Source organism: Nocardia kruczakiae NBRC 101016, from assembly GCF_001612965.1.
In the GTDB taxonomy this organism is placed as follows: Bacteria; Actinomycetota; Actinomycetes; order Mycobacteriales; family Mycobacteriaceae; genus Nocardia; species Nocardia kruczakiae.
The window spans coordinates 1-22,329 of sequence record NZ_BDBL01000063.1; the positions used below are offsets into that span (position 1 = coordinate 1).

The 22,329-nt window shown below is 69.3% G+C and carries 20 protein-coding genes and 1 pseudogene; 19 read left to right on the forward strand and 2 right to left on the reverse strand.

Going from position 1 to position 22,329, the window contains the following annotated elements:
• Window positions 1-145 precede the first annotated feature (145 nt).
• The 3 genes and pseudogenes from NK1_RS35225 (at window position 146) to NK1_RS30880 (ending at window position 2,910) form a co-directional block, all read left to right on the forward strand.
• On the forward strand, window positions 146-1,402 hold the full coding sequence (locus NK1_RS35225; protein WP_167354329.1) for a hypothetical protein: 1,257 nt from the start codon (window positions 146-148) through the stop codon (window positions 1,400-1,402).
• Window positions 1,327-2,019, forward strand: a pseudogene (locus NK1_RS30875) (hypothetical protein); the annotation flags it as partial. The gene NK1_RS35225 and the pseudogene NK1_RS30875, both read left to right, overlap by 76 nt.
• A 3-nt stretch (window positions 2,020-2,022) precedes the next feature.
• Window positions 2,023-2,910 carry an HAD-IIA family hydrolase gene (locus NK1_RS30880; protein WP_063014460.1) on the forward strand — a complete coding sequence of 296 codons (888 nt, stop codon included), beginning with the start codon at window positions 2,023-2,025 and terminating at the stop codon, window positions 2,908-2,910.
• Window positions 2,911-3,345: 435 nt separating this feature from the next.
• Here NK1_RS30880 and NK1_RS30885 read toward each other — a convergent pair whose 3' ends face one another.
• Complete coding sequence (locus NK1_RS30885; RefSeq protein WP_084461819.1) at window positions 3,346-4,056, reverse strand: YdcF family protein; 711 nt, start codon at window positions 4,054-4,056, stop codon at window positions 3,346-3,348.
• 257 nt (window positions 4,057-4,313) lie between these two features.
• Between NK1_RS30885 and NK1_RS30890 the strand changes: the two genes are divergently transcribed.
• The 5 genes from NK1_RS30890 (at window position 4,314) to recN (ending at window position 9,137) form a co-directional block, all read left to right on the forward strand.
• Entirely contained in the window at window positions 4,314-4,712 is a 399-nt protein-coding gene (locus NK1_RS30890; RefSeq protein ID WP_063014502.1) for a GNAT family N-acetyltransferase, read from the forward strand.
• Between the two features lie 521 nt (window positions 4,713-5,233).
• Window positions 5,234-5,524: a hypothetical protein gene (locus tag NK1_RS30895; protein WP_063014462.1), complete on the forward strand. Its 291-nt coding sequence runs from the start codon at window positions 5,234-5,236 to the stop codon at window positions 5,522-5,524.
• A 1-nt stretch (window position 5,525) separates the two neighbouring features.
• Window positions 5,526-6,362, forward strand: a complete 837-nt coding sequence (locus tag NK1_RS30900) for a TlyA family RNA methyltransferase (protein WP_063014464.1) — start codon at window positions 5,526-5,528, stop codon at window positions 6,360-6,362.
• Window positions 6,359-7,384, forward strand: coding sequence for an NAD kinase (locus tag NK1_RS30905; RefSeq protein ID WP_063014466.1), 1,026 nt, complete (start codon window positions 6,359-6,361; stop codon window positions 7,382-7,384). The genes NK1_RS30900 and NK1_RS30905 overlap by 4 nt, the downstream gene beginning before the upstream one ends.
• The gene (gene recN / locus NK1_RS30910; RefSeq protein WP_063014468.1) at window positions 7,362-9,137 is read left to right on the forward strand and encodes a DNA repair protein RecN; all 1,776 of its coding nucleotides are present in this window, start codon (window positions 7,362-7,364) and stop codon (window positions 9,135-9,137) included. The genes NK1_RS30905 and recN overlap by 23 nt, the downstream gene beginning before the upstream one ends.
• A 13-nt stretch (window positions 9,138-9,150) precedes the next feature.
• On the opposite strand, the gene NK1_RS30915 is transcribed toward recN, so the two are convergent.
• Window positions 9,151-9,573 carry an SRPBCC family protein gene (locus NK1_RS30915; protein ID WP_063014504.1) on the reverse strand — a complete coding sequence of 141 codons (423 nt, stop codon included), beginning with the start codon at window positions 9,571-9,573 and terminating at the stop codon, window positions 9,151-9,153.
• Window positions 9,574-9,745: 172 nt separating this feature from the next.
• Here NK1_RS30915 and steA point away from each other — a divergent pair, with 172 nt between their 5' ends.
• The 11 genes from steA to der all read left to right on the forward strand — a co-directional run bounded on the left by steA (window position 9,746) and on the right by der (window position 22,323).
• Window positions 9,746-10,960: a putative cytokinetic ring protein SteA gene (gene steA, locus NK1_RS30920; RefSeq protein WP_063014470.1), complete on the forward strand. Its 1,215-nt coding sequence runs from the start codon at window positions 9,746-9,748 to the stop codon at window positions 10,958-10,960.
• 17 nt (window positions 10,961-10,977) lie between these two features.
• On the forward strand, window positions 10,978-11,892 hold the full coding sequence (locus NK1_RS30925) for a copper transporter (RefSeq protein WP_439955968.1): 915 nt from the start codon (window positions 10,978-10,980) through the stop codon (window positions 11,890-11,892).
• Between the two features lie 197 nt (window positions 11,893-12,089).
• On the forward strand, window positions 12,090-13,826 hold the full coding sequence (gene pyrG, locus NK1_RS30930; RefSeq protein ID WP_036500796.1) for a CTP synthase: 1,737 nt from the start codon (window positions 12,090-12,092) through the stop codon (window positions 13,824-13,826).
• Window positions 13,823-14,467: an NUDIX domain-containing protein gene (locus NK1_RS30935; protein ID WP_063014474.1), complete on the forward strand. Its 645-nt coding sequence runs from the start codon at window positions 13,823-13,825 to the stop codon at window positions 14,465-14,467. The genes pyrG and NK1_RS30935 overlap by 4 nt, the downstream gene beginning before the upstream one ends.
• A 161-nt stretch (window positions 14,468-14,628) precedes the next feature.
• Complete coding sequence (gene xerD / locus NK1_RS30940; protein ID WP_063014506.1) at window positions 14,629-15,561, forward strand: site-specific tyrosine recombinase XerD; 933 nt, start codon at window positions 14,629-14,631, stop codon at window positions 15,559-15,561.
• 299 nt (window positions 15,562-15,860) lie between these two features.
• A complete protein-coding gene (locus NK1_RS30945) occupies window positions 15,861-16,832 on the forward strand; it encodes a ParA family protein (RefSeq protein ID WP_083870734.1) in 972 nt (323 codons plus the stop codon).
• The gene (locus tag NK1_RS30950; protein ID WP_063014476.1) at window positions 16,829-17,701 is read left to right on the forward strand and encodes a segregation and condensation protein A; all 873 of its coding nucleotides are present in this window, start codon (window positions 16,829-16,831) and stop codon (window positions 17,699-17,701) included. The genes NK1_RS30945 and NK1_RS30950 overlap by 4 nt, the downstream gene beginning before the upstream one ends.
• Window positions 17,698-18,486, forward strand: coding sequence for an SMC-Scp complex subunit ScpB (gene scpB / locus NK1_RS30955; RefSeq protein ID WP_439955969.1), 789 nt, complete (start codon window positions 17,698-17,700; stop codon window positions 18,484-18,486). Before NK1_RS30950 ends, scpB begins: the two co-directional genes overlap by 4 nt.
• Window positions 18,487-19,307: 821 nt before the next feature.
• The gene (locus NK1_RS35945; RefSeq protein WP_369689833.1) at window positions 19,308-20,117 is read left to right on the forward strand and encodes a pseudouridine synthase; all 810 of its coding nucleotides are present in this window, start codon (window positions 19,308-19,310) and stop codon (window positions 20,115-20,117) included.
• 98 nt (window positions 20,118-20,215) lie between these two features.
• Window positions 20,216-20,884: a (d)CMP kinase gene (gene cmk / locus NK1_RS30970; RefSeq protein WP_036500836.1), complete on the forward strand. Its 669-nt coding sequence runs from the start codon at window positions 20,216-20,218 to the stop codon at window positions 20,882-20,884.
• Window positions 20,881-22,323 (forward strand): ribosome biogenesis GTPase Der, encoded by a 1,443-nt coding sequence (gene der, locus NK1_RS30975; RefSeq protein WP_063014480.1) that lies wholly within the window; start codon window positions 20,881-20,883, stop codon window positions 22,321-22,323. The genes cmk and der overlap by 4 nt, the downstream gene beginning before the upstream one ends.
• The last annotated feature ends 6 nt before the right edge of the window (window positions 22,324-22,329 follow it).

Genomic DNA, 22,329 nt, shown 5'->3' on the forward strand with positions numbered 1-22,329 from the left:
ATATACGCCCCTTGTGCACGGCCCCCGTCGCCGCACCGTAGAAGTCACGACCGATCGCTGTCGGGCGATTCTCGATGCGCACGCAGGCCGGGCAAGTGGGAACGCGTTCGTGTCGCGTGATTGAATTTATGGTAGTTGCAGATAGGTGCCGGCGCACGGCGCTCGGTCTGCATGTCGTCGCCGGCTGCTCGTGCCGGATCAGAGAAAGGTAACGCTGTGTCGGAGCATGACGACGGTAGGAGACCCTTCCGCCGTGGCAGTACCGGTCCGGACTCGGCCGGCTCCGGCACACCTGCCAACGACCGCGGAGAAGGAGACCGTCGCTCCGGAGGCTTCCGGCGCGGCGACGATACGCGCCGCTCCAGTGGCTACGGCGCGCGTGACGACGACCGGCGCGGTGGTACCGGGCGCGGCGACGACCGCCGTGGATCCGATCGCGGCACCGGTGGTTACGGCCGAGGTGGAGACGATCGCCGCTCCGGTGGCTTCCGGCGTGGCGACGATGACCGCCGCTCCGGCGGATATGGCCGCGGCGACGACGACCGGCGCTCCGGTGGTTACGGGCGCGGTGGAGACGACCGTCGATCGGGCGGATATGAGCGCGGTGGCGACGACCGTCGTCCGGGTGGCTTCCGCCGCGACAGCGACGACCGCCGTTCCGGTGGTTACGGCCGCGGTGGTGACGATCGCCGCTCGGGCGGTTCCAGCCGCGGAGACGACGATCGCCGCTCGGGCGGGCATCCGCGTGGTGGTGATGATCGCCGTTCCGGTGGTTATGAGCGCGGTCGCGATGACCGGCACTCCGGCGGTTCCGGCGGTGGCGGTGATGACCGTCGTTCCGGTGGTTACAGCCGTGGTGGCGATGACCGTCGTTCCGGTGGTTACGCGCGCGGCGGGGACGATCGCCGTTCCGGTGGTTCAGAGCGTGGTGGAGACGACCGGCGGTCCGGTGGTTCCGGGCGCGGGGGCGACGACCGTCGATCGGGCGGATTCCGGCGTGACGAAGGAGATCGTCGCTCGGGTGGTCACGGACGCGGCACGGATGATCGCCGTGGTGGCTTCCGGCGCGACGAAGGCGGCCGGCGTCCGGGAGGCACGGGCGGTCGTGACGATCGTCCGGGGGGTTACAGCCGGGGCGAGGGGGATCGGCGCGGCGGGTTCCGGCGTGGTGGCGCGGACTCCGAGCGTCGGTTCGGGTCCGCCGACGAGGCCGAGACCACCGCGCGCACCGGGGAAGCCGCGGAGACCGGCGCGAACTTCGAGGACCGCGAGGCGCGGCGACGGGGTGGCGAAGGAGCCCGTGTCGGCGGCGAGAACCGGGCGGGGCGGCCCGACGAGCCCGCGTTGCCGGACGATGTGCAGGCGAGCGATCTGGACGGCGCGGTGCGCCGCGATCTGCTGAGCCTCGACAAGAACAACGCAGAGGCGGTCGCCCGGCACCTGGTGATGGCCGCCCGGCTCCTCGACGAGGATCCGGAGCAGGCACTCGAACATGCGCGCGCCGCCCGGCGGCGTGCCGGACGCATCGCGGTGGTTCGCGAAACGGCCGGTGTCACCGCCTATCACGCCGGTGAGTGGGCCGAAGCCCTGTCCGAGCTGCGCACCGCGCGCCGGATGTCCGGTGGCTCGGGTCTGCTGGCGGTCATGGCCGATTGCGAACGCGGGCTGGGGCGGCCCGAACGCGCGATCGAACTCGGCCGCAGCGACGAGGCGCGTGCGCTGTCGGGCGACGAGGCGACCGAGCTGCGGATCGTCGTCGCCGGTGCGCGAATGGATTTGGGCCAATACGATCAGGCCGTGGTCACCTTGCAGACGCCGGAACTGGATCCTTCGCGATCCGGTCCCGCCTCGGCACGGTTGTTCTACGCCTATGCGGAGGCGCTGCTCGCCGCCGGCCGGTCCGATGAGGCACTGCAGTGGTTCCTCAATGCGGCCGCGGCCGATGTCGACGGCGATACCGACGCCGAGGAGCGTGCCGACGAACTCGCGGGCGCACAGGTCGACGACGACGTGGAGTAACTAGTGGCAGCATCGCTTCGGGAGGGCTTCGAAGCTCTCCTGCTGGATCTGGACGGCACGCTGTATCGGGGTGCGGAGGTGATCGCCGGCGCGCCGGCGGCCCTGGACGCCGGCGGCGGCGCGCAGAAGCTGATGTTCGTCACCAACAACGCCAGCCGGTCGGCCGGTGTGGTGGCCGCGCATCTGCGTGAATTGGGTTTCGGCGCAAGCGAATCCGATGTCGTCACCAGTGCGCAGGCGGCCGCGCATGTGCTCGCCTCCCGGCTGGCCGCCGGATCCACCGTGCTGATCGTCGGCACCGACGACCTTGCCGCGGAGATCGAACAGGTGGGCCTGCAACCGATTCGGCGTTTCAACGGGGTGGCCCCGGCCGCCGTCGTGCAGGGACATTCGCCACAGACCGGATGGCCGGACCTCGCCGAAGCGGCCTACGCGGTACGGGCAGGGGCGCTGTGGGTGGCCGCGAACGCGGATGCCACGCTGCCGAACGAGCGCGGCCTGGCGCCGGGCAACGGTGCGATGGTCGCGGCATTGCGAGCCGCGACCGACCAGGAACCCGTGGTAGCCGGTAAACCCTATGCGCCGCTGCTCGAGGACGCGCTGGTGCGCGCGGAAACCCGCGACGCACTCGTGGTCGGGGACCGGCTCGACACCGATATCGACGGCGCCCGGTGTGTCGGTCTGCCGTCGTTGATGGTCCTCACCGGCGTCAGCACTCTCGACGACCTGCGGCCCCGCCCCGCCGATCACCGCCCCACCTACATCTCCCGCACCCTCGACGCACTGAATCACCCGGTGATCCGGCAGGAATCGACCGAGGGCGACGCGATCGACCACCTGGCGAATTTGTTGGACGAAAACCCCAACCGCGCAATCGAATTGGCGCGGTAACGGTTCGACTCACGGTGATGATCGAGTCGCGGCGGGGCACACGATTCGCCGACCGCGGCTCGGAGCGGCGATTCCGGCCAGTAGGCCGGCAAGGGTATCGGAGAGCAGCACGCTGACCATGGCGGCACTGGGTCGCCTTCGTTCGACTGGTTCGCCAGCGTAAACACTCGCACGTAATAAGTTGGGGCCGTGGCTGTCTACGGTAGGCACTTCGTTCGGCCGCCAACTCGGCGTTGGGGGCCAAATGGCTGGCCTCTCGCGGCGGGGTGACGGCACCCTGCTGTGGCATGGGGGAGACGACGTGCACGATTCGACAACTGTCCCGGTCAGGTAAGCCCCCGGCGATGCCAACGGGCTGCCGTTCGGCGATGACACCTTCGACGTCGCCCTGTGTGAGCGGGTGTTCCAGCACATCGGCGCTGCCCGGTTCGTCGGTCAGTCGTCGCGATCTTCGGCGGTCATGGAAGCTGCCGCGGTCTCCGGAATCAGGCCCAGGCGGCGTAGTAGCGGGGCGGCGGCGGCTCCGGCGCGGCGTCGGCTGATCGCGGCGGATTCGTGTGCGGCAGTGGGGATTTTGAGCCACCAGCGTTCCAACGGCCGGTAGTCGGCGGCGGGGACCAGGCGCGCGGCGAGGTCCGGTCGCTGCGCCCACAAATAGCGGCGGGCCCGGGCGGCGTGCATGGGGTCGGAGGCGATCATGATGCGGTCGGCCCGTTCCAGAGCGGGGATCGTGAATTCGATGTTCTGCCAAGTGGTTTCGGCGGACGTTTCGGTGCGGATGCGCTCGGGTGGGACGCCGAGGTGAGCGCGGGTGTAGTCGGCCATGACCGTCGCTTCCACCCAGGGGCCGTGTACGGCGCCGCCACTGAAGATCAGGAATCCCTCGCGGTCGGGCGGCAGCGAGCGGGCGCCGATGCGGCATCGCCAGCGCTGCAACGCGCGCGTGCGGCCGTCGGCGGCGGCCGGGTAGCCCAGCACGACCACCGCGTCGGTGTCGCCGGCTCGAGCTTCGCGCCGCGGTCCGAGTAGTAGTTGCCGGGATGCGCGCCAGTGGGCGTATTCGGCGGCGGCGACCACCGCGGTCGCCGTCCATGCCGCCGCGAGTGCGACGAACCGGGCGGATCCATGTCGTCGCGTACCTCCCACGCCGCCATTGTGCCAACATCTGCCGCACACCACCGGTCCTGGGGCTTCGGCGGTCGACGTCGAGCGGTCGGCGTCCGGCCCCGGTTCGACTGTCGTGCCCTCCTCACCGACACCGGAATCGGCGCGACACGCCCGGCGGATGGAGGTCTTGGTCGCCTTCCCGGAAACGCAGCGAGGAAATCCGCTGGTCCCAGCATCGACGTGATGCCACGATCACGTGACATCACGTCATGACGACCGCGCTGAGAGGACGCCGCATGATTGCGGATCTCCGCATCCGTTTCGCTGTCGACGATGAGGTGCTCTCGCGGCTGCACACCGACGCATTCGGCGGTGACCACGTGCAGAGCCCTTGGAAGGCACGCCTGGAACGACACAGCAGATCTTGGGTCGGTGCATTCGTCGGCGATCAGCTAGTCGGGTTCGTGCACGCAGTCTGGGACGGAGGTCGGCATGCGTTCCTCCTCGACACCATGGTCGCACCTGACCTCCAGCATCAGCGCATCGGAACCAGCCTGGTCGCGGCTCTTGTCAGCGACCTTCGCGAACTCGGTATCGAGTGGCTCCACGTCGACTACGAACCACACCTCAACAGCTTCTATCGCGACACCTGCGGGTTCCGAACCACCGACGCCGGCCTGCTACGACTGAACTGACACCGAACGCCACGACGGCAGAAACCAACCACGACGATCCAGCTCGACCCACACCATAGGGACACCCGCGGAGCGCAGCGGCGACTTGTCTCCCTCGGAACGCGGCTGCGACTCCTCGGAGTCAGGCACCGAGGACCGGTTCCGGTGGGGCCGCTGGGCTCCGCTTCGAACGTCGAGATATTCGGTCAGGTCCGCTTCGGCGACCGGTGTATCGAGGTCTGCGTCCTCACCGCGCGGCGAGGTCCTCTGGTGTCACCGTCGAGCGGTCGTCGGGCGTGCGGGTGATCCTGCGTTTACGGTCCGGTGTTGCCGGCCACGCCGTGGCCGTAGAAGGGCAGGCAGCCATTCTTGCCTGCTCCTTGTGGGAGACCGGCGCATGCATGTGACGCGGGTCCGGCGACGGCTCGGCCGCGAGCGGCTGTGGGCCAGGTACGCGGCCGCTGGGCGCCACCGTGACGTCCGTTTCACCCGTGCCGCCGCTTGCCGGGATGTCGGTGAGCTCCGGTAGCGTTATCGGCACCATGACTACGCCCATTCCGCGTCCGCATCCGTCCGGTTCCTCCGGTCCTCGTCCGGGAGTTCCGCTGCCCGGACAGCATCTCGCGGGAGGGACGGCGGAGTTCGCCGACCCGGAGAAGGTGCGGGCCGAGGTGGCGGCGTTGCTCGCGGAGTTGCCCGGGGGCCGGCGCCAGAGCGGTGACGAGGCCGACGGGGTGGACCGCGCGGGAACCGATATCACCCGGCGGGCGCGCATTCTCGAACAGGCACACGAGGTGCTGGTCGGCGCGCTGGCGACGGTGGACAAGATCTGAGGTGGCCAGGCGCGCGCGAGTGGACGCCGAACTGGTTCGCCGCGGATTGGCGCGATCGCGAGAACACGCGGTCGAGCTGATCGGTGCGGGCCGCGTCCTGATCAACGGTGCGGTCGCGTCGAAACCGGCGACCGCGGTCGAGCCGAATACTCCCCTGCTGGTTCGCGAGGAACCCGACGAGGTCCAGTGGGCCTCGCGGGGCGCGCACAAGGTGCTGGGCGCGCTGGAGGCGTTCGAGCCGCTCGGAGTGAGCGTCGCCGGGAAGCGCTGCCTCGACGCCGGCGCGTCGACCGGCGGATTCACCGATGTGCTGCTCGCCCGCGGCGCCCGCGAGGTGGTCGCCGTCGATGTGGGTTACGGGCAGCTGGTGTGGCGGCTGCGCAACGACGAGCGGGTCCGGGTGTTCGACCGCACCAATGTGCGCGCGCTGACGCCGGAAGCGATCGACGGTCCCGTCGAGTTGGTGGTCGCCGATCTGTCGTTCATCTCCCTGGCCCTGGTGCTGCCGGCGCTGGCCGCCTGCTGTGCACCGGGTGCGGATCTGCTGCCCATGGTGAAACCGCAGTTCGAGGTCGGTAAACAGCGAGTAGGCTCCGGCGGTGTGGTGCGTGATCCGGCTCTGCGTGCCGAGGCGGTGACCGAGGTGGCCGCCGCGGCCGCCGAACTGGGCCTGCGCACCCGCGGTGTGGTCGCCAGCCCCTTGCCCGGCCCGTCCGGCAACGTCGAGTATTTCCTGTGGCTGCGCAAGGACACACCGGGCACCGAGTCGGCGGACACCGAATCGGAGCCCGATATCAGCGAATTGGTGCAGCGTGCGGTCGAGGAGGGGCCACAGTGAAGCGGGAGATCCTGCTCGTCGCCCATCCGGGCCGTTCCGAACTGCTCGAGACCGCACATCGGGTCGCGAAGATCTTCGCCGATGCCGGAATCGGGCTGCGGGTCCTCGAGGACGAGGCCTACAGCACCAAACTGGATTTCGACGACACCGGCGAACCCGACGGCTATCCGGTGCGGGTGATGCCGCACGGCCCCGACGCCGCGGTCGGCTGTGAGATGGTGCTCGCGCTCGGTGGCGACGGCACCTTCCTGCGCGGCGCGGAGATGGCGCATCCGGCCCGGGTTCCGGTGCTGGGAATCAATCTGGGCCGCATCGGTTTTCTCACCGAGGCCGAGGCCGAACATCTCGACGACGCGCTGGCCCAGGTGGTGCGCGGCGATTACCGCATCGAGCAGCGGATGACCGTGGATGTCAGTGTCCGCGTCGATGATGTGGTCGTGGAACGCGGATGGGCCCTCAACGAGGCCAGTATCGAGAATGCCGCCCGCATGGGCGTGCTGGAGGTCGTCCTCGAGGTCGACGGCCGCCCGGTATCGCAATTCGGTTGTGACGGTGTGCTGATCGCGACCCCCACCGGCTCCACCGCCTACGCCTTCTCCGCGGGTGGTCCCGTGGTGTGGCCCGAACTCGAGGCGCTGCTGGTGATTCCCAGCAACGCGCACGCACTGTTCGCGCGGCCGCTGGTGACCAGCCCGGAGTCGCGAATCGCGGTGGAAACCGTTGCGGCAGGCCATGATGCGATCGTCTTCCTGGACGGCCGGCGTACGCTGGCATTGCCGCGGGGTGGGCGATTCGAAGCGGTGCGCGGCGCCGAACCGGTGCGCTGGGTGCGGCTGGATTCCGCCCCCTTCGCCGATCGGATGGTGCGCAAATTCCGCTTACCCGTGACAGGCTGGCGGGGCCGGCGGCCGGAACGGCCGCGCGCGGCCGGAACGGCCCGTACTTCCACCGAGCAACCCGGCTCAGGCGATAGCGAACACCGCCGAACGGAGAGCACACGTGCTGACAGAGATCAGGATTGACGGCCTCGGCGTCATATCCACCGCCACCGCGCAGTTCCACGAGGGACTGACCTGTGTGACCGGTGAGACCGGTGCCGGCAAGACCATGGTGGTCACCGGACTGCATCTGCTCGGTGGCGCCCGCGCGGACGCCGGGCGGGTGCGTCAGGGCGCGCAGCGGGCTGTCGTCGAGGGCCGGTTCACCGTCGAGGATGTGCACGACAGCGCCCGCGACGAGGTCGAGAAGGTGCTGGAATCCTCCGGCGCGCAACGCGACGACGACGACAGCGTCATCGCCGTACGCACCGTCGGCAGCGACGGGCGATCGCGGGCCCATCTCGGCGGCCGCAGTGTGCCGGCCGCGGTGCTGTCGGATTTCACGGCGCCGCTGCTGACCGTGCACGGCCAGAACGACCAGCTGCGGCTGCAGCGTCCCGATCAGCAGTTGCAGGCGCTGGACCGCTTCGCCGGTGACGCGGTGGCCGGGCTGCTGCGCAAATATCAGCTGGCCCGCCGCACCTGGTTGCAGGCTCGCGCGGAACTGCTGGAACGCACCGCGCGCAGCCGCGAACTCGCACTCGAGGCCGATCGGTTGCAGCATTCGCTGAACGAAATCGACACGGTCGCACCGGAACCCGGTGAGGACGAGCGCATCGTCGCCGAGGTGCTGCGGCTCGGCGATCTCGATTCATTACGGGAGGCGGCCGGTGCTGCCCACGCGGCTCTGGCGGGCTCCAGCGACGGTGAGGGGGCCGGCGCGCTGGACGCGCTCGGTGGTGCGCGGGCCCGGCTGGAATCCAGCGACGATCCGGCGCTGACGGCGTTGGCGCCGCGGCTGGGGGAGGCGATCGCGGTGGTGGTCGATGTGACCACCGAATTGAGTTCGTATCTGTCGGATCTGCCGTCGGATCCGGCGGCGCTGGACAGCCTGCTCACCCGCCAGGCGGAACTGAAATCGCTGACCCGCAAATACGCCCCCGATATCGACGCGGTGATCGCCTGGGCCGACGAGGCACGCACCCGGCTGGCCTCGCTCGACGTGTCGGAGGAGGCGCTGGCGGCGCTGGCCGCCGAGGTCGAGACCGCGGCCGTTCAGGTGCGGGAGACGGCGAAGAAACTGACCACGGCCCGGCGCAAGGCGGCCCGCAAACTCGCGACCGCGGTGAGCGCCGAATTGAGCGGTCTGGCGATGGGGCGCGCCAAACTCGAGGTGGAGGTGCGGCCGCTGGCGGCATCGGCGCAGGACAGCGCACCCATCACCGTCGAGGGGGCGGAACTGCATGCGGGCGCGTCCGGTGTGGACGAAGTGGAATTCCGGCTGTCGGCCCACTCGGGTGCGCAGTCGCTACCGTTGAGCCGCAGTGCATCCGGTGGTGAGCTCTCGCGCGTGATGCTGGCGCTGGAAGTGGTGCTCGCGGCCTCCGAATACGGCTCGACCATGGTGTTCGACGAGGTCGACGCCGGTGTCGGCGGTCGCGCCGCGGTGGAGATCGGGCGGCGGCTGGCGCGGCTGGCCCGCACCCATCAGGTCATCGTGGTGACCCATCTGCCGCAGGTGGCCGCCTTCGCCGACACCCACCTCGTGGTGGACAAGGTCGACGACGGTAAGGGCGTCAACAGCGGGGTGCGGGCGCTGACCACCGACGAGCGGGTCGTCGAACTGGCCCGCATGCTGGCCGGCCTCGACGACACCGAGACCGGCCGCGCCCATGCCGAGGAGCTGTTGGCCACCGCGCGGGCGGAGAAGGCCGACACCGCCTCGGCGGCGGGCTGACTGCGCGCGGCTCCTACGGGGCGACGGCCTTCTTGGCGGCCTTGAGGAACGGCGCGATCAGGCCGCGCAGAAACAGTTCCGTCGCCTTGTCCGGCACGGGCAGCTTGGGCTCGGATTCCATCCGGTACGAGACCAGGGTGCCGCCCGGGGCGTCGGCGAAGGTGATGGTGCCGACGTGGCGCTTCACCGGCGCACCGGCGATGATCCGGTATTCCATGCGCTCACCGGGAACCAGTTCGGTGGTCTCCTCGGTCACGCCGATGCCACCGACGCCGACCAGGTAGCGCGCGCCGACGCCGGAGGCTTCGGGGGCGCCGGGCTGGCGCAGCGTAATGCGCACGGGCAGATAGCCGTTGAGACTGTCGCGCTCGGCGAACAGCTTGTAGACGACGTCGCGCGGTGCGGGAATGACCGTGTCGACGGTGGTACTGGCCATGGCGTTCTCCTTCGGATGCAGTGAGCCGAAGCATATCGGTACCAGCGGTACCACTCGGCACGCCAGTCGACGTCGAGGAGGCGCGAGTTTGCTGGCCTCATGCCAGGGGATGTGATACGACATCGGCGCGCCTCCACCACAGGTTGAGAGTCGGCGACCATCATCGGATGCCATGAAGATGCTGGCGCTGTTGTCGCGCAACACCGAAACGCTTCCCGGCGTCACCGGGATGGCCCGGGTGGACCGCAACACCCGGCGTCTGCTCAAGCGGGCCGGCTCGGGCGATGTGGTGGTCCTCGACGAGATGGACATCGATCGCCTCACCGCTGACCGGCTCGTCGAGGCCGGCGTGGCGGCGGTGATCAATGCCTCGCCCTCGATTTCCGGCCGCTATCCGAACCTCGGCCCGGAAGTGCTGGCCGCCAACGGAATCATGTTGCTGGATGCTGTCTCCGGCGACGTCTTCGGCAAGATCAAGGATGGCAGCAAGGTCCGCATCGATGCGGGTGTGGTGTATGCCGACAAGTTGACGAAGAAGGAACCGGAGGTTCTGGTCGAGGCTATCGAGCTCACCGACCAGGTCATCGCCGAGCGGATGATCGCGGCGCGCAACGGGCTGGCCGACCATCTGGAGGCCTTCGCCGGCAACACGACCGAGTACATACGGACCGAAAGCGCGATGCTGATCGACGGTCTCGGGGTTCCGGCGGTGGACCTGTCGATGCGCGGCCGTCACGTCGTGGTGGTCGCCGACGGGGTGGACAGTCGCGACGATCTCAAGGCGATCAAGCCCTTCGTCAAGGAATACGCGCCGATTCTGGTGGGCGTCGGCCGCGGCGCCGACATCCTCACCAAGGCCGGATACCGCCCCGATCTGATCGTCGGCGACCCGGAGGAGATCACCGCGAGCGCGCTGAAATGCGGTGCCGAGCTGATCCTTCCGGCCGACACCGACGGACATGCCAAGGGGCTGGAGCGAATTCAGGACCTGGGCATCGGCGCCACCACCTTCCCGTCCTCGGGATCGGCGGCGGATCTGGCGCTGCTGCTGGCCGACCACCACGGGGCCGCGCTGATCATCACCTGCGGGGCACCGGCCTCACTCGACGACTTCTTCGATCGCAGCCGCCGCGAATCGGCGCCCGCGATGTTCTTGACCCGGCTCAAGGCCGGGCCGAAACTGATGGATGCCAAGGCCGTGGCCACCCTTTATCGGCAGGGCAACTCCGGGTGGGCGACCGCACTGGTGGTGCTGGCGGCGCTGATCGCGCTGATCGTCGGACTGCTGGTGTCCTCGCATCTGGGCAGCGATGTGCTGGATTGGCTGGATTCGGCGTGGCGGCAGTCGCAGGACTGGCTCCATCGACTATCGGACCGTCGGGGGTAGAGAAAGCAGTGGGTTCCATGCGTCGGCTCGTCGTCTCCCTGACCGCGATCTTTCTGGCATTGGCGGTGGGTGCGGCGCTCGGCGCCGTCGTCCGTCACGGTGGTTCGGGTGGCGGTGACGATCTGGCCCGGCGCAACGACGCGCTCGCCGCGGCCAACGGACATCTCGAACGGCAGGTCGGTGCGGCCGACGACTTCATCGCCCGGTCGGCGGGCCGCATCCTGAACGGAACCCTCGCCGATCACCCCGTGCTCGTCTTCACGACCCCGGATGCCGACGGCGGCGATGTCGACGCGGTGACGGCGGCGCTGACCACCGCCGGGGCGACGATCTCCGGGCGGGTCGCGCTCACCGACGCCTTCGTCGACGCGTCGCAGGGGGACCGGTTGCGGACGGCGGTGACGAATATGATTCCGGCCGGCGCCCAGTTGCAGACCGAGGCGGTGGATCAGGGCAGCCTCGCCGGTGATCTGCTCGGCCTGGCATTTCTCACCGACCCGGCCAACGGCGCCGACCGTGCCACCGGCCAGGAGCGCGGACTGATCGCCGACACCTTGCGCAACGGCGGTTTCCTCGGGTCCGGCGACTTCGTGCCCGCGCAGCTGGCGGTGGTGGTGACGGGGGCGGGCGCGCGGGCCGACCACAACGGCCAGGGCTCGATCATCGCGCATTTCGCCGGGGCGCTGCGCGGACGCGGGGCAGGGCTGGTGCTGGCCGGGCGGGCCGGATCCTCGGACGGATCGGGCCCGATCGCCGAGGTGCGCCGCGACGACCGCCTCGACGCGACGGTGTCCACGGTCGACAATGCGGACCGCGAGACGGGCCGGGTCACAACGGCTCTCGGCCTCGCTGAGCAACTGGGCGGCAAAACCGGTCACTACGGCACCGGGCCGGAGGCGACGTCGCTGTCGGTGACCGCTTCACCCGGCTGAGCGCGACCGCCTTGCTCGGACCCGATCGCACGATCCGTCACGTCGGAGCGAGTGCCGGGCGATCGGTGCCGACCGGCTGCCGAATCATGGGGTTGCTGCGGTGAATGAGACGCAAGTGACAAACCGGCACGACGACCTCCGATGTTCCCCGCGTGGCATTCGTTTCGCAACCGTTTTTCGTGTTAGCGTGGAGTTCCGTGAGTCAATCGCGGATTCCGGCGCGTTCCCCCCATCAGACGGCCACCAAACACATCTTCGTGAGTGGCGGTGTCGCCTCCTCCCTCGGCAAGGGACTGACCGCCTCCAGCCTCGGCCAGCTGCTGACCGCCCGCGGATTGCGGGTCACCATGCAGAAGCTGGACCCGTATCTGAATGTCGACCCCGGCACCATGAACCCCTTCCAGCACGGCGAGGTGTTCGTGACCGAGGACGGCGCCGAAACCGACCTCGACGTCGGCCACTACGAGCGGTTCCTCGATAGAGATCTGTCGGGGTATGCGAACGTCACCACCGGGCAGGTCTACTCGACGGTGATCGCCAAGGAGCGCCGCGGTGAGTATCTCGGCGACACCGTGCAGGTCATCCCGCACATCACCGACGAGATCAAGAACCGCATCCTCGCGATGAGCGGCCCGGATCTGCAGGGGCAGACCCCGGACGTGGTGATCACCGAGATCGGCGGCACCGTCGGCGATATCGAATCCCAGCCGTTCCTCGAGGCCGCCCGCCAGATCCGGCACGAGGTCGGCCGGGACAACTGCTTCTTCCTGCACGTGACGCTGGTGCCGTATCTGGCGCCCTCCGGCGAGCTGAAGACCAAACCCACGCAGCATTCGGTGGCGGCGCTGCGCAATATCGGTATCCAGCCCGACGCGCTGATCCTGCGCTGCGACCGGGAGGTGCCGCAGGGGCTGAAGAACAAGATCGCGCTGATGTGCGACGTCGACGTCGACGCCTGCATCTCCACGCCCGACGCGCCGTCGATCTACGACATCCCGAAGGTGCTGCACCGCGAGGGCCTCGATGCCTATGTGGTGCGCAAACTGGGGCTGCCGTTCCGCGATGTCGACTGGACCGTCTGGGGCGATCTGCTCGACCGCGTGCACAACCCGCGCGAGGAGGTGACCGTCGCGCTGGTCGGCAAGTACGTCGACCTGCCGGACGCGTATCTCTCGGTGACCGAGGCGCTGCGGGCCGGTGGTTTCGCGGCCAAGGCCAAGGTGAACATCCGCTGGGTGCAGTCCGACGAATGCGAGACTCCGGAGGGTGCGCAGCATCATCTCGGCGATGTCGACGCGGTGCTGATCCCCGGCGGCTTCGGCATTCGCGGCATCGAGGGCAAGGTCGGTGCGATCCGGTTCGCGCGCACCCGCTCCATTCCGCTGCTGGGCCTGTGCCTGGGCCTGCAGTGCGTGGTGATCGAGGCCGCCCGCTCGGTGGGCCTCGAGGACGCCAACTCCGCCGAATTCGAGCCGGAGACAACACATCCGGTGATCTCCACGATGGCCGACCAGGCCCAGGCGGTCGCCGGTGAGGCCGACCTCGGCGGCACCATGCGGCTGGGCGCCTATCCGGCCGTGCTGGAGAAGGGATCGGTCGTCGCGCAGGCCTACGGCACCACCGAGGTGTCGGAGCGGCATCGCCACCGCTACGAGGTCAACAACGCCTACCGCGACAAGATCGGCCAGAGCGGACTGCGGTTCTCCGGCACCTCGCCCGACGGTCATCTGGTCGAGTTCGTGGAGCTGCCGGCCAACGTGCACCCGTATTTCGTGGCCACCCAGGCGCATCCGGAGCTCAAGAGCCGGCCGACCCGGCCGCATCCGCTGTTCGCCGGACTCGTCGACGCGGCGCTGAAATACAAGGGCGCCGAACGGCTTCCGGTGGAGATCTACGGCGAGGAGGCCGACGAGGCCGAGCGGGTCGCGCAGTGAGCGAACCCGGAAGCCACGACTTCCGCACCGTCGGCACCGAAACCGTGTATTCCGGGGCGATCGTCGCGCTGCGCCGGGATCAGGTCGAAATGCCCGGCGGGCGGGTCGCCGAACGCGAGGTGGTCGAGCATCACGGCGCGGTCGCGATCGTCGCCCTCGACGACGACGGCGCCGTGGTGCTGATCAACCAGTACCGGCATCCGGTCGGGCGGCGGCTGCTGGAATTGCCCGCCGGTCTGCTCGATCAGGCCGGTGAGGATCCGCTGGCGGCCGCGCAACGCGAACTCGCCGAGGAGACCGGGCTGGCGGCACGCGAATGGTCCACGCTGGTGGATGTGGTGCTGTCGCCGGGATTCACCGACGAGGCACTGCGCATCTATCTCGCGACCGGGCTGTCGGACACCGATCGGCCGGACCCGGAGCACGAGGAGGCCGACCTGGCCATCGTGCGGATGCCGCTGCAGGACGCGGTGAGCGCCGCGCTGTCGGGCCGGATCGAGAACGCCACCGCGGTGGCGGGCGTGCTGGCGGCCTCGGCCGCGCGGGCGAACGGCACCACGCTCCGGCCCGCCGACGTGCCGTGGCCGGGTATGCCGACGCAGCTGCTCGAGCGCAAGGCCGCCGAACGGGCACAGGCCTGAGCGGGACCGGCCGGGTGCCGCACCGCATCCGGCCGGGCACCCCTCGGGCGAACTGTGTTTCGTGCGAACGAATGTCGTCGGCTGCTGTCATGATGACACCGTGAATGTCGTTGTCCCCGCCGCTGCGGCGGTCGTTGCGCTGCTCCCGGCCGGGTGAATCCATGGTGGAGCGGCAGATCCAGGCCTATCTCGACCATCTGACGGTCGAGCGCGGCGCGGCCAGCAATACGCTCAGCGCCTACCGCCGTGATCTGCAGCGATACCAGGAGTTTCTGCGACAGCGCGATATCGGTGATCTGGACCGGGTGACCGAGAATCAGATCGCCGATTTCGTCGTCTCGCTGCGGGCGGGCGGCGAGGGCTATCCGGCGCTGGCCGCCAGCTCGGCCGCCCGCGCTCTGGTCGCGGTGCGCGGCCTACATCGGTTCGCGGCCGCCGAGGGGATGACCACCGGAGACGTCGCGCACGGGGTGAAGCCGCCTACACCGGCGCGCCGATTGCCGAAAGCGCTTCCGTACGAAGATATTTCCCGGCTGCTCGAGGCCGCGGGCGGCGGAGACGACGCGGGTTCCGGAGGCGGGCCGCGCGGGCTGCGGGATCGCGCCATGCTGGAGTTGCTGTACTCCACCGGCGCCCGGATCTCCGAGGTGGTCGGACTCGACGTCGACGATATCGACACCAGCGGTCGCGCGGTCGTCCTGCACGGCAAGGGCGGTAAACAGCGGATGGTCCCGATCGGGCGGCCGGCGCTGGCGGCGGTCGACGCCTATCTGGTCCGCGGGCGGCCCGCGCTCGGCGCCCGCGGCAGAGGCACTCCCGCCCTGTTCCTCAACGCTCGCGGTGGCCGGCTCTCGCGGCAGAGTGCCTGGCAGGTTCTGCAGGACGCGGCCGATCGGGCCGGGATCGGCGCCGCGGTGTCGCCGCATACGCTGCGGCACTCGTTCGCCACCCATCTGCTCGACGGGGGCGCCGACGTGCGGGTCGTGCAGGAGTTGCTGGGGCACGCCTCGGTGACGACCACGCAGATCTACACCCTCGTCACGGTCACTACGCTGCACGAGGTGTGGGCCACCGCGCATCCGCGGGCGCGGTGACGCGCCGGGCCGCGGCGGCGCGATATCGGGTGCGGATTGCCGCAAAGGGTTTCCCAACACCCCCTCGAGGCGACAGAATGCGGTTGGTGCCGTGAGGACACGGTGTTGTGGCACGGGCAATGACACAAGTGCGCAACGATCGGGGGCGTTCCCCAAGCGTGTCCGATCGGGGGTCTTGCGCTCGGAGGCGGTAGCGTCTATTGCGGCGGTCCGGTACATCGGTGTCCGGTGTGACGGCCTCCCGCTGTTCCGCAGCGCGCGGCGGGGCAACGAGCAGGAAAACTGAAGGAGCAGCGGACATGACGACAGCCGGCCCGGCCGAGCCGCCGAACAGCGCTGCGGCAGAACCGCTTTCGAATATCCGAACCGGCCTCCGAATCGAACAGGCGGCCCGCAGACTCTGGGAGGCGAACGACATCGTGGCGGACGGTACCGAACTCGGCCCGACCGGACGCCCGCTGCGCGACATTCCCGAACCACCCCCGTCGTCGCGCAACGGTGACGCCCTGATCGTCGCCATGTGCAATCAGAAGGGCGGCGTCGGCAAGACCACCTCCACCATCAATCTCGGTGCGGCGCTGGCCGAATACGGCCGCCGGGTGTTGCTGGTCGACCTCGACCCGCAGGGCGCGCTGTCGGCCGGGCTGGGCGTGGCCCATCACGACCTCGACCAGACCGTGCACAATCTGCTCGTCGGCGGCCGGGCGAGCGTCGACGATGTGCTGCTCAACACCAAGGTCGACGGGATGGATCTGCTGCCGAGCAACATCGATCTCTCGGCGGCCGAAATTCAGCTGGTCAACGAGGTCGGCCGGGAACAGACCCTCGGCCGTGCGCTGGCCCCGCTGCGCGATCGCTACGACTACATCCTCATCGACTGCCAGCCCTCGCTGGGTCTGCTCACGGTCAACGCGCTGGCCTGCGCCGACGGCGTGATCATCCCGATGGAATGCGAATACTTCTCGCTGCGTGGGCTCGCGCTGCTCACCGACACCGTCGAGAAGGTGCGGGACCGGCTCAACCCGCGGCTGGCGCTGTCGGGCATCGTTGTCACCATGTTCGATGCGCGATTGCTGCACTCCCGGCAGGTGATGGCCCGGGTGGTGGAGGTGTTCGGCGATCTGGTGTACGACACCGTGATCAACCGGACCGTCCGTTTCCCCGATGCCAGTGTCGCCGGTGAGCCGATCACCACCTGGGCGCCGAAATCCGGTGGCGCGGAAGCGTATCGGGCGATGGCACGGGAAGTCATCCACCGGTCGGGCCGGTGAGCGAGGCCGGACCACCGGCTGCCGAGGTCGTACCGGAGAACAAGCCCGACGGGTTCCACCTGCGGCTGAGCAATTTTCAGGGTCCGTTCGACCTGTTGTTGCAGCTGATCAGCCAGCGGCGGCTCGATGTGACCGAGGTGGCGCTGCACAAGGTCACCGACGAGTTCATCGCCTACACCAAAGAGCTCACCGCGAGCCTGGAACGCGATCCGACGCTGCGGGCCGATCGGATTCTCGATCAGACCACCGAATTCCTGGTGGTCGCCGCGACCCTGCTCGATCTGAAGGCCGCCCGGCTGCTGCCGTCCGGTGAGGTCACCGACGCCGACGACCTGGAACTGCTGGAAGCGCGCGATCTGCTGTTCGCGCGGCTGCTGCAGTATCGGGCGTTCAAACAGGTCGCCGAACTGCTCGGTGAGCTCGAGGCCGCCGCGTTGCGCCGGTACCCGCGGGCGGTGTCGCTGGAGGAACGCTTCCTGGACCTGCTGCCGGAGGTGAATCTCGGCGTCGACGCGGCGGGTTTCGCCGATATCGCCGCGGCCGCCTTCCGGCCCCGGCCGCGGCCGACGGTCGGACTGGACCACCTGCACGCTCATTCCATCTCCGTCGCCGAACAGGCCGCGCTGGTTCTGGAGATGCTGAAGAAGCGCGGGGTGGGGGAGTGGTCGACCTTCCACGACCTGTGCGCCGACTGCGAGATGCCGATCCAGATCGTCGCGCGCTTTCTCGCGCTGCTCGAGCTCTACCGCGGCAAGACGATCGAATTCGACCAACCCGACCCGCTCGGCCCGCTGGCGGTGCGCTGGATCGGCGACGAGGCCGAGGGCGCGCCCGCCGAGCCCGTGACAATCGATGAGGACTACGGATGATGTCGCACGGTGAGCAGTCCGGTGATCGCGCGGAGGCCGAAGGCGAGACCGCGGTGGGGTCCGCGGGTACGCCGGAGCGGGCCGCCGTCGCCCCGGCAGACGATGCCGTAACCGGAACTGTGACGGAGAACGCAGACACGGACGACGAGGCGGTTTCCCGTCCGCTCGACGATCAGGAATTGCGGTCGGCGCTCGAGGCGATGCTGCTGGTGGTGGATGCGCCGGCGCCGGTGGAACTGCTCGCGGCCGCGGTCGACGACGCACCCGCGCGGGTCGAGCGGGTGTTGCGGGAGATGTCGGCGGAATGGACTGCGCGAGGTAGCGGAATCGACCTGCGCTACGTGGGCGACGGGTGGCGTCTGTACACCCGGACCGAGTACGCGCCGTATGTCGAACGTATGCTGTTGGACGGGGCGCGGTCGAAGCTCACCAGGGCCGCTTTGGAAACGTTGGCGGTTATCGCCTATCGTCAACCGGTTACGCGAGCACGAGTGAGTGCCGTGCGCGGGGTGAACGTCGACGGCGTGATCCGCACCCTGGTGGCTCGGGGACTGATCGCCGAGGCGGGCGCCGACGTCGACACCAACGGCACCCTCTACGTCACCACCGAACTGTTCCTGGAACGGATCGGGCTCGCGTCGCTGGCGGAACTCCCGTCGCTGGCGCCCCTGCTACCGGGCGTCGACCTGATCGACGAGATCAACGAGAGCCTGGATACCGACCCCCGGTACACCAAGCTGAAGAAACCCGCCGAATCGGATATCGATCTCGGCACCGAGGATTGACCGGATCCGCAGCGGATCCTGTCGACTGATCAGAGGACCACGTGAATACACCCGCTCGCCGAGATGGCACACCGGACCGCAGGAAAAGACAGAGCGACCCGCCCCGCGGCGGCGGACGCCCGGCACGAGGGGCGGCCGGCCGCTCCGACGACGGACGCGGAGGATCACGCGGCGACCGCTACGGCCGTCGGGAGGACAGCTCCGGCCGCGGCGGCGACACTCGCGGAGCACGCTCCGGACGAGGGGACGACCGCTACGGCCGCGGGGGCGACAGCGGCTACAGCCGGGGTGGCGACCGCCCGGGCCGAGGGGACGACCGTTACGGCCGTGGGAGTGACAGCTACGGGCGTGGTGATCGCTCCGGTCGCGGGGACGACCGTTATGGCCGTGGAGGGGACAGCTACGGACGTGGTGGTGACCGCTCCGGCCGAGGAGATGACCGTTACGGCCGCGGGGGCGACAGCGGCTACAGCCGTGGTGGTGACCGCCCGGGCCGAGGGGACGATCGGTACGGCCGTGGGGGCGACAGTTACGGACGTGGTGGCGACCGCTCCGGCCGAGGGGACGATCGCTACAACCGTGGCGGCGAGAGCTACGGCCGCAGCGGCGACAGCGCCGGACGTGGTTCACGGCCCGAAGGTGGCCACGGCCGAGGCGATCGGGTCGCTCGCGGCCAAGCGGCCGGTGACTCGCGCTACGGCCGCGGCGATGCCCGTCCGTCGCGCGGCGATTCGCCCGCCGGATCGCGGGACCGCGGCGCCGCCGCCGGTCGCTCTCGCGCGGCCGCCCCGAAGCCGAAGAAGCGCAAGACACCGCCGACCGTGCTGAGCTTCGCCAAACCCGCCCGCCACCAGCATGTCGAGGTTGCGGAATCCGGTCCGAAGAAGTTGCCGTGGGGTGAGGGGGAGCGTCTGCAGAAGGTGCTCGCCAAGGCGGGTGTGGCCTCGCGCCGCGCGGCCGAAGAGCTCATCGAACAGGGCCGCGTCGAGGTCGACGGTGCGGTCGTGCGCGAACAGGGCCTGCGCATCGATCCCGATACCGCCGTGGTGCGGGTCGACGGGGTCCGCGTCGTGGTTCGCGACGAGCAGGTCTACCTGGCGCTGAACAAGCCCAAGGGCTTCCAGTCGACGATGTCGGACGAAATGGGCCGCCCCTGTGTCGGCGATATCGTCGCCGAGCGGGTCATGGCCGGTCAGCGGCTGTTCCACGTCGGCCGTCTCGACGCCGATACCGAGGGTCTGCTGCTGCTCACCAACGACGGCGACCTCGCGCATCGGCTGATGCACCCGTCGTTCCAGGTGTCGAAAACCTATCTCGCGACGGTGCAGGGTGAGATGCAGCGTGGCGTCGGCAAGCAACTGCGCGACGGTGTCGAACTCGAGGACGGCCCGGCGAAGGTCGACAAATTCCAGGTGCTCGAGGTCGCCGAGGGCAAAACGCTGGTCCGCGTGATTCTGCACGAGGGCCGCAAGCACATCGTGCGGCGCTTGCTCGCGGAGGTCGGGTATCCGGTGATCGCGCTGGTTCGCACGCATATCGGGCCGGTCGCGCTGGGGGATCAACGGTCGGGCACCCTGCGAGTGCTGGGCCGCGACGAAATCGGGAAGTTGTACGAGGCGGTGGAGTTGTGAGTGGTGTGGACATGCTGGACGATCGGATCCGAGGAGGCCGTGACGTGGTGGAATCCGGCATCGGCGACGGCATCCCCGGCGCGGAACTCGTCGTCGCCATGGACGGGCCTTCGGGCACCGGCAAGTCGAGTGTGTCGCGCCGGCTCGCGGCGCGGCTCGACGCACGCTATCTCGACACCGGCGCGATGTACCGCGTCGCGACACTGCGGGTGCTGCGCAGCGGCGTCGAGCTGACCGATCCGGCCGAGATCGCGGCCGCGGTCAAGGATCTGCCGCTCACCATCGGCACCGATCCCGGCCACGAACTGATCGAACTCGACGGTGAGGACGTCTCGTCCGAGATTCGCGGCGACGCGGTGACCAAGGCGGTTTCCGCCGTCTCCGCGGTAGCCGAGGTGCGGACGCAACTCGTCGCGCTGCAGCGCGAGATCGCGGCCGCGGCCGGGCGCATCGTGGTCGAGGGCCGCGATATCGGCACGGTTGTGCTGCCCGACGCCGATGCCAAGATCTATCTGACCGCGTCGGCGCAGGCCCGCGCGGCGCGGCGCAATCAGCAGAACATCGCCGAGGGCCGCGGCGACGATTACGAGGCGGTGCTGGCCGATGTGCAGCGCCGCGACAATCTGGATTCCACCCGCGCTGTCTCGCCGCTGCGCCCGGCCGCGGACGCGGTGCAGGTCGACACCAGCGAGCTGAGCATGGACCAGGTCATCGACGAGCTGTACCGGGTTGTGGCGCAGCAGATTACGGTGGGAGAACGTAGATGAGCCCGAGTGTGACACCGAGTTCGAACTCCGACACCCTCGCCGGCGACGGTATCTGGTCCGACGAAACCGAGTGGGAGATCGCCGATTTCGAGGGCGACGCGGAGGCGCACGAACATGTGCCGATGCCCACCGTGGCCGTCGTCGGCCGCCCGAATGTCGGCAAATCGACGCTGGTGAACCGGATCCTGGGCCGCCGCGAGGCCGTCGTGGAGGATATTCCGGGCGTCACCCGTGACCGGGTGTCGTACGAGGCGAGCTGGGCCGGACGCCGATTCCTGGTGCAGGACACCGGCGGCTGGGAGCCCGACGCCAAGGGGCTGCAGCAGGCGGTGGCCCGGCAGGCCGAACTGGCGATGCAGACCGCCGACGCGATCCTGCTGGTCGTGGACGCCACCGTCGGTGCGACCGCGACCGACGAAGCGGCGGTGAAGGCGTTGCGGCGCTCCAAGACTCCGGTGATCCTGGTCGCCAACAAGGTCGACGGCGAGAAGGCCGAGGCCGATGCGGCCGTGCTGTGGTCGCTCGGCCTGGGGGAGCCGCGGATGGTGTCGGCGGCACACGGTCGCGGTACCGGCGATCTGCTCGACGATGTCCTGGCGGTGCTGCCGGAGACTCCGCGCGAGGGTTCCGGGGGAGGGGGCCCGCGGCGCGTGGCGCTGGTCGGCAAGCCGAATGTCGGCAAGTCCAGCCTGCTGAACAAGCTCTCCGGTGACGAGCGCTCGGTGGTGCACGATGTCGCCGGAACGACGGTCGATCCGGTCGACTCGCTGGTCGAATTGGGCGGCAAGCCATGGCGTTTCGTCGACACGGCGGGTCTGCGCCGCAAGGTCGGCACCGCCGACGGAACCGAGTTCTACGCCTCGTTGCGCACCAAGGCCGCCATCGAGGCCGCCGAGGTCGCGATCATGCTCATCGATGCCTCCGAACCGATCACCGAACAGGATCTGCGGGTGATCGGCATGGTCGCCGATGCCGGTCGCGCGCTGGTGCTCGCGTTCAACAAGTGGGATCTGGTCGACGAGGATCGCCGCTACCAGCTCGAGCGTGAGGTCGAGCGCGAATTGGTGCGGGTGCCGTGGGCGCAGCGGGTGAACATCTCCGCCCACACCGGCCGCGCGGTCCAAAAGCTCGTTCCGGCAATGGAAACCGCACTCGAGTCCTGGGACAAGCGGATTCCCACGGGCCGGCTCAACACCTGGCTCAAGGAGGTCATCGCGGCCACGCCGCCGCCGATGCGGGGCGGGCGCTTGCCGCGCGTGCTGTTCGCGACCCAGGCGACCACCCGGCCGCCGACGTTCGTGCTGTTCACCACCGGCTTCCTGGAGGCCGGCTACCGCCGTTTCCTGGAGCGCCGCCTGCGTGAGGAATTCGGTTTCGACGGTTCCCCGGTACGCATCTCGGTGCGTGTGCGCGAGAAGCGGGATCGTTCGAAGAAATAGGGGAAA

Bases quoted from the DNA above. Each gene is read 5' to 3' on its own strand.
- NK1_RS30925 (WP_439955968.1), top strand. From the start codon at position 10,978: ATGCGTCGGCTCGTCGTCTCCCTGACCGCGATCTTTCTGGCATTGGCG.
- steA (WP_063014470.1), top strand. From the start codon at position 9,746: ATGAAGATGCTGGCGCTGTTGTCGCGCAACACCGAAACGCTTCCCGGC.
- NK1_RS30945 (WP_083870734.1), top strand. From the start codon at position 15,861: ATGACGACAGCCGGCCCGGCCGAGCCGCCGAACAGCGCTGCGGCAGAA.
- NK1_RS30915 (WP_063014504.1), bottom strand. From the start codon at position 9,573: ATGGCCAGTACCACCGTCGACACGGTCATTCCCGCACCGCGCGACGTC.
- scpB (WP_439955969.1), top strand. From the start codon at position 17,698: ATGATGTCGCACGGTGAGCAGTCCGGTGATCGCGCGGAGGCCGAAGGC.
- NK1_RS30895 (WP_063014462.1), top strand. From the start codon at position 5,234: ATGACTACGCCCATTCCGCGTCCGCATCCGTCCGGTTCCTCCGGTCCT.
- cmk (WP_036500836.1), top strand. From the start codon at position 20,216: ATGGACGGGCCTTCGGGCACCGGCAAGTCGAGTGTGTCGCGCCGGCTC.
- NK1_RS30890 (WP_063014502.1), top strand. From the start codon at position 4,314: ATGATTGCGGATCTCCGCATCCGTTTCGCTGTCGACGATGAGGTGCTC.
- xerD (WP_063014506.1), top strand. From the start codon at position 14,629: ATGGTGGAGCGGCAGATCCAGGCCTATCTCGACCATCTGACGGTCGAG.
- der (WP_063014480.1), top strand. From the start codon at position 20,881: ATGAGCCCGAGTGTGACACCGAGTTCGAACTCCGACACCCTCGCCGGC.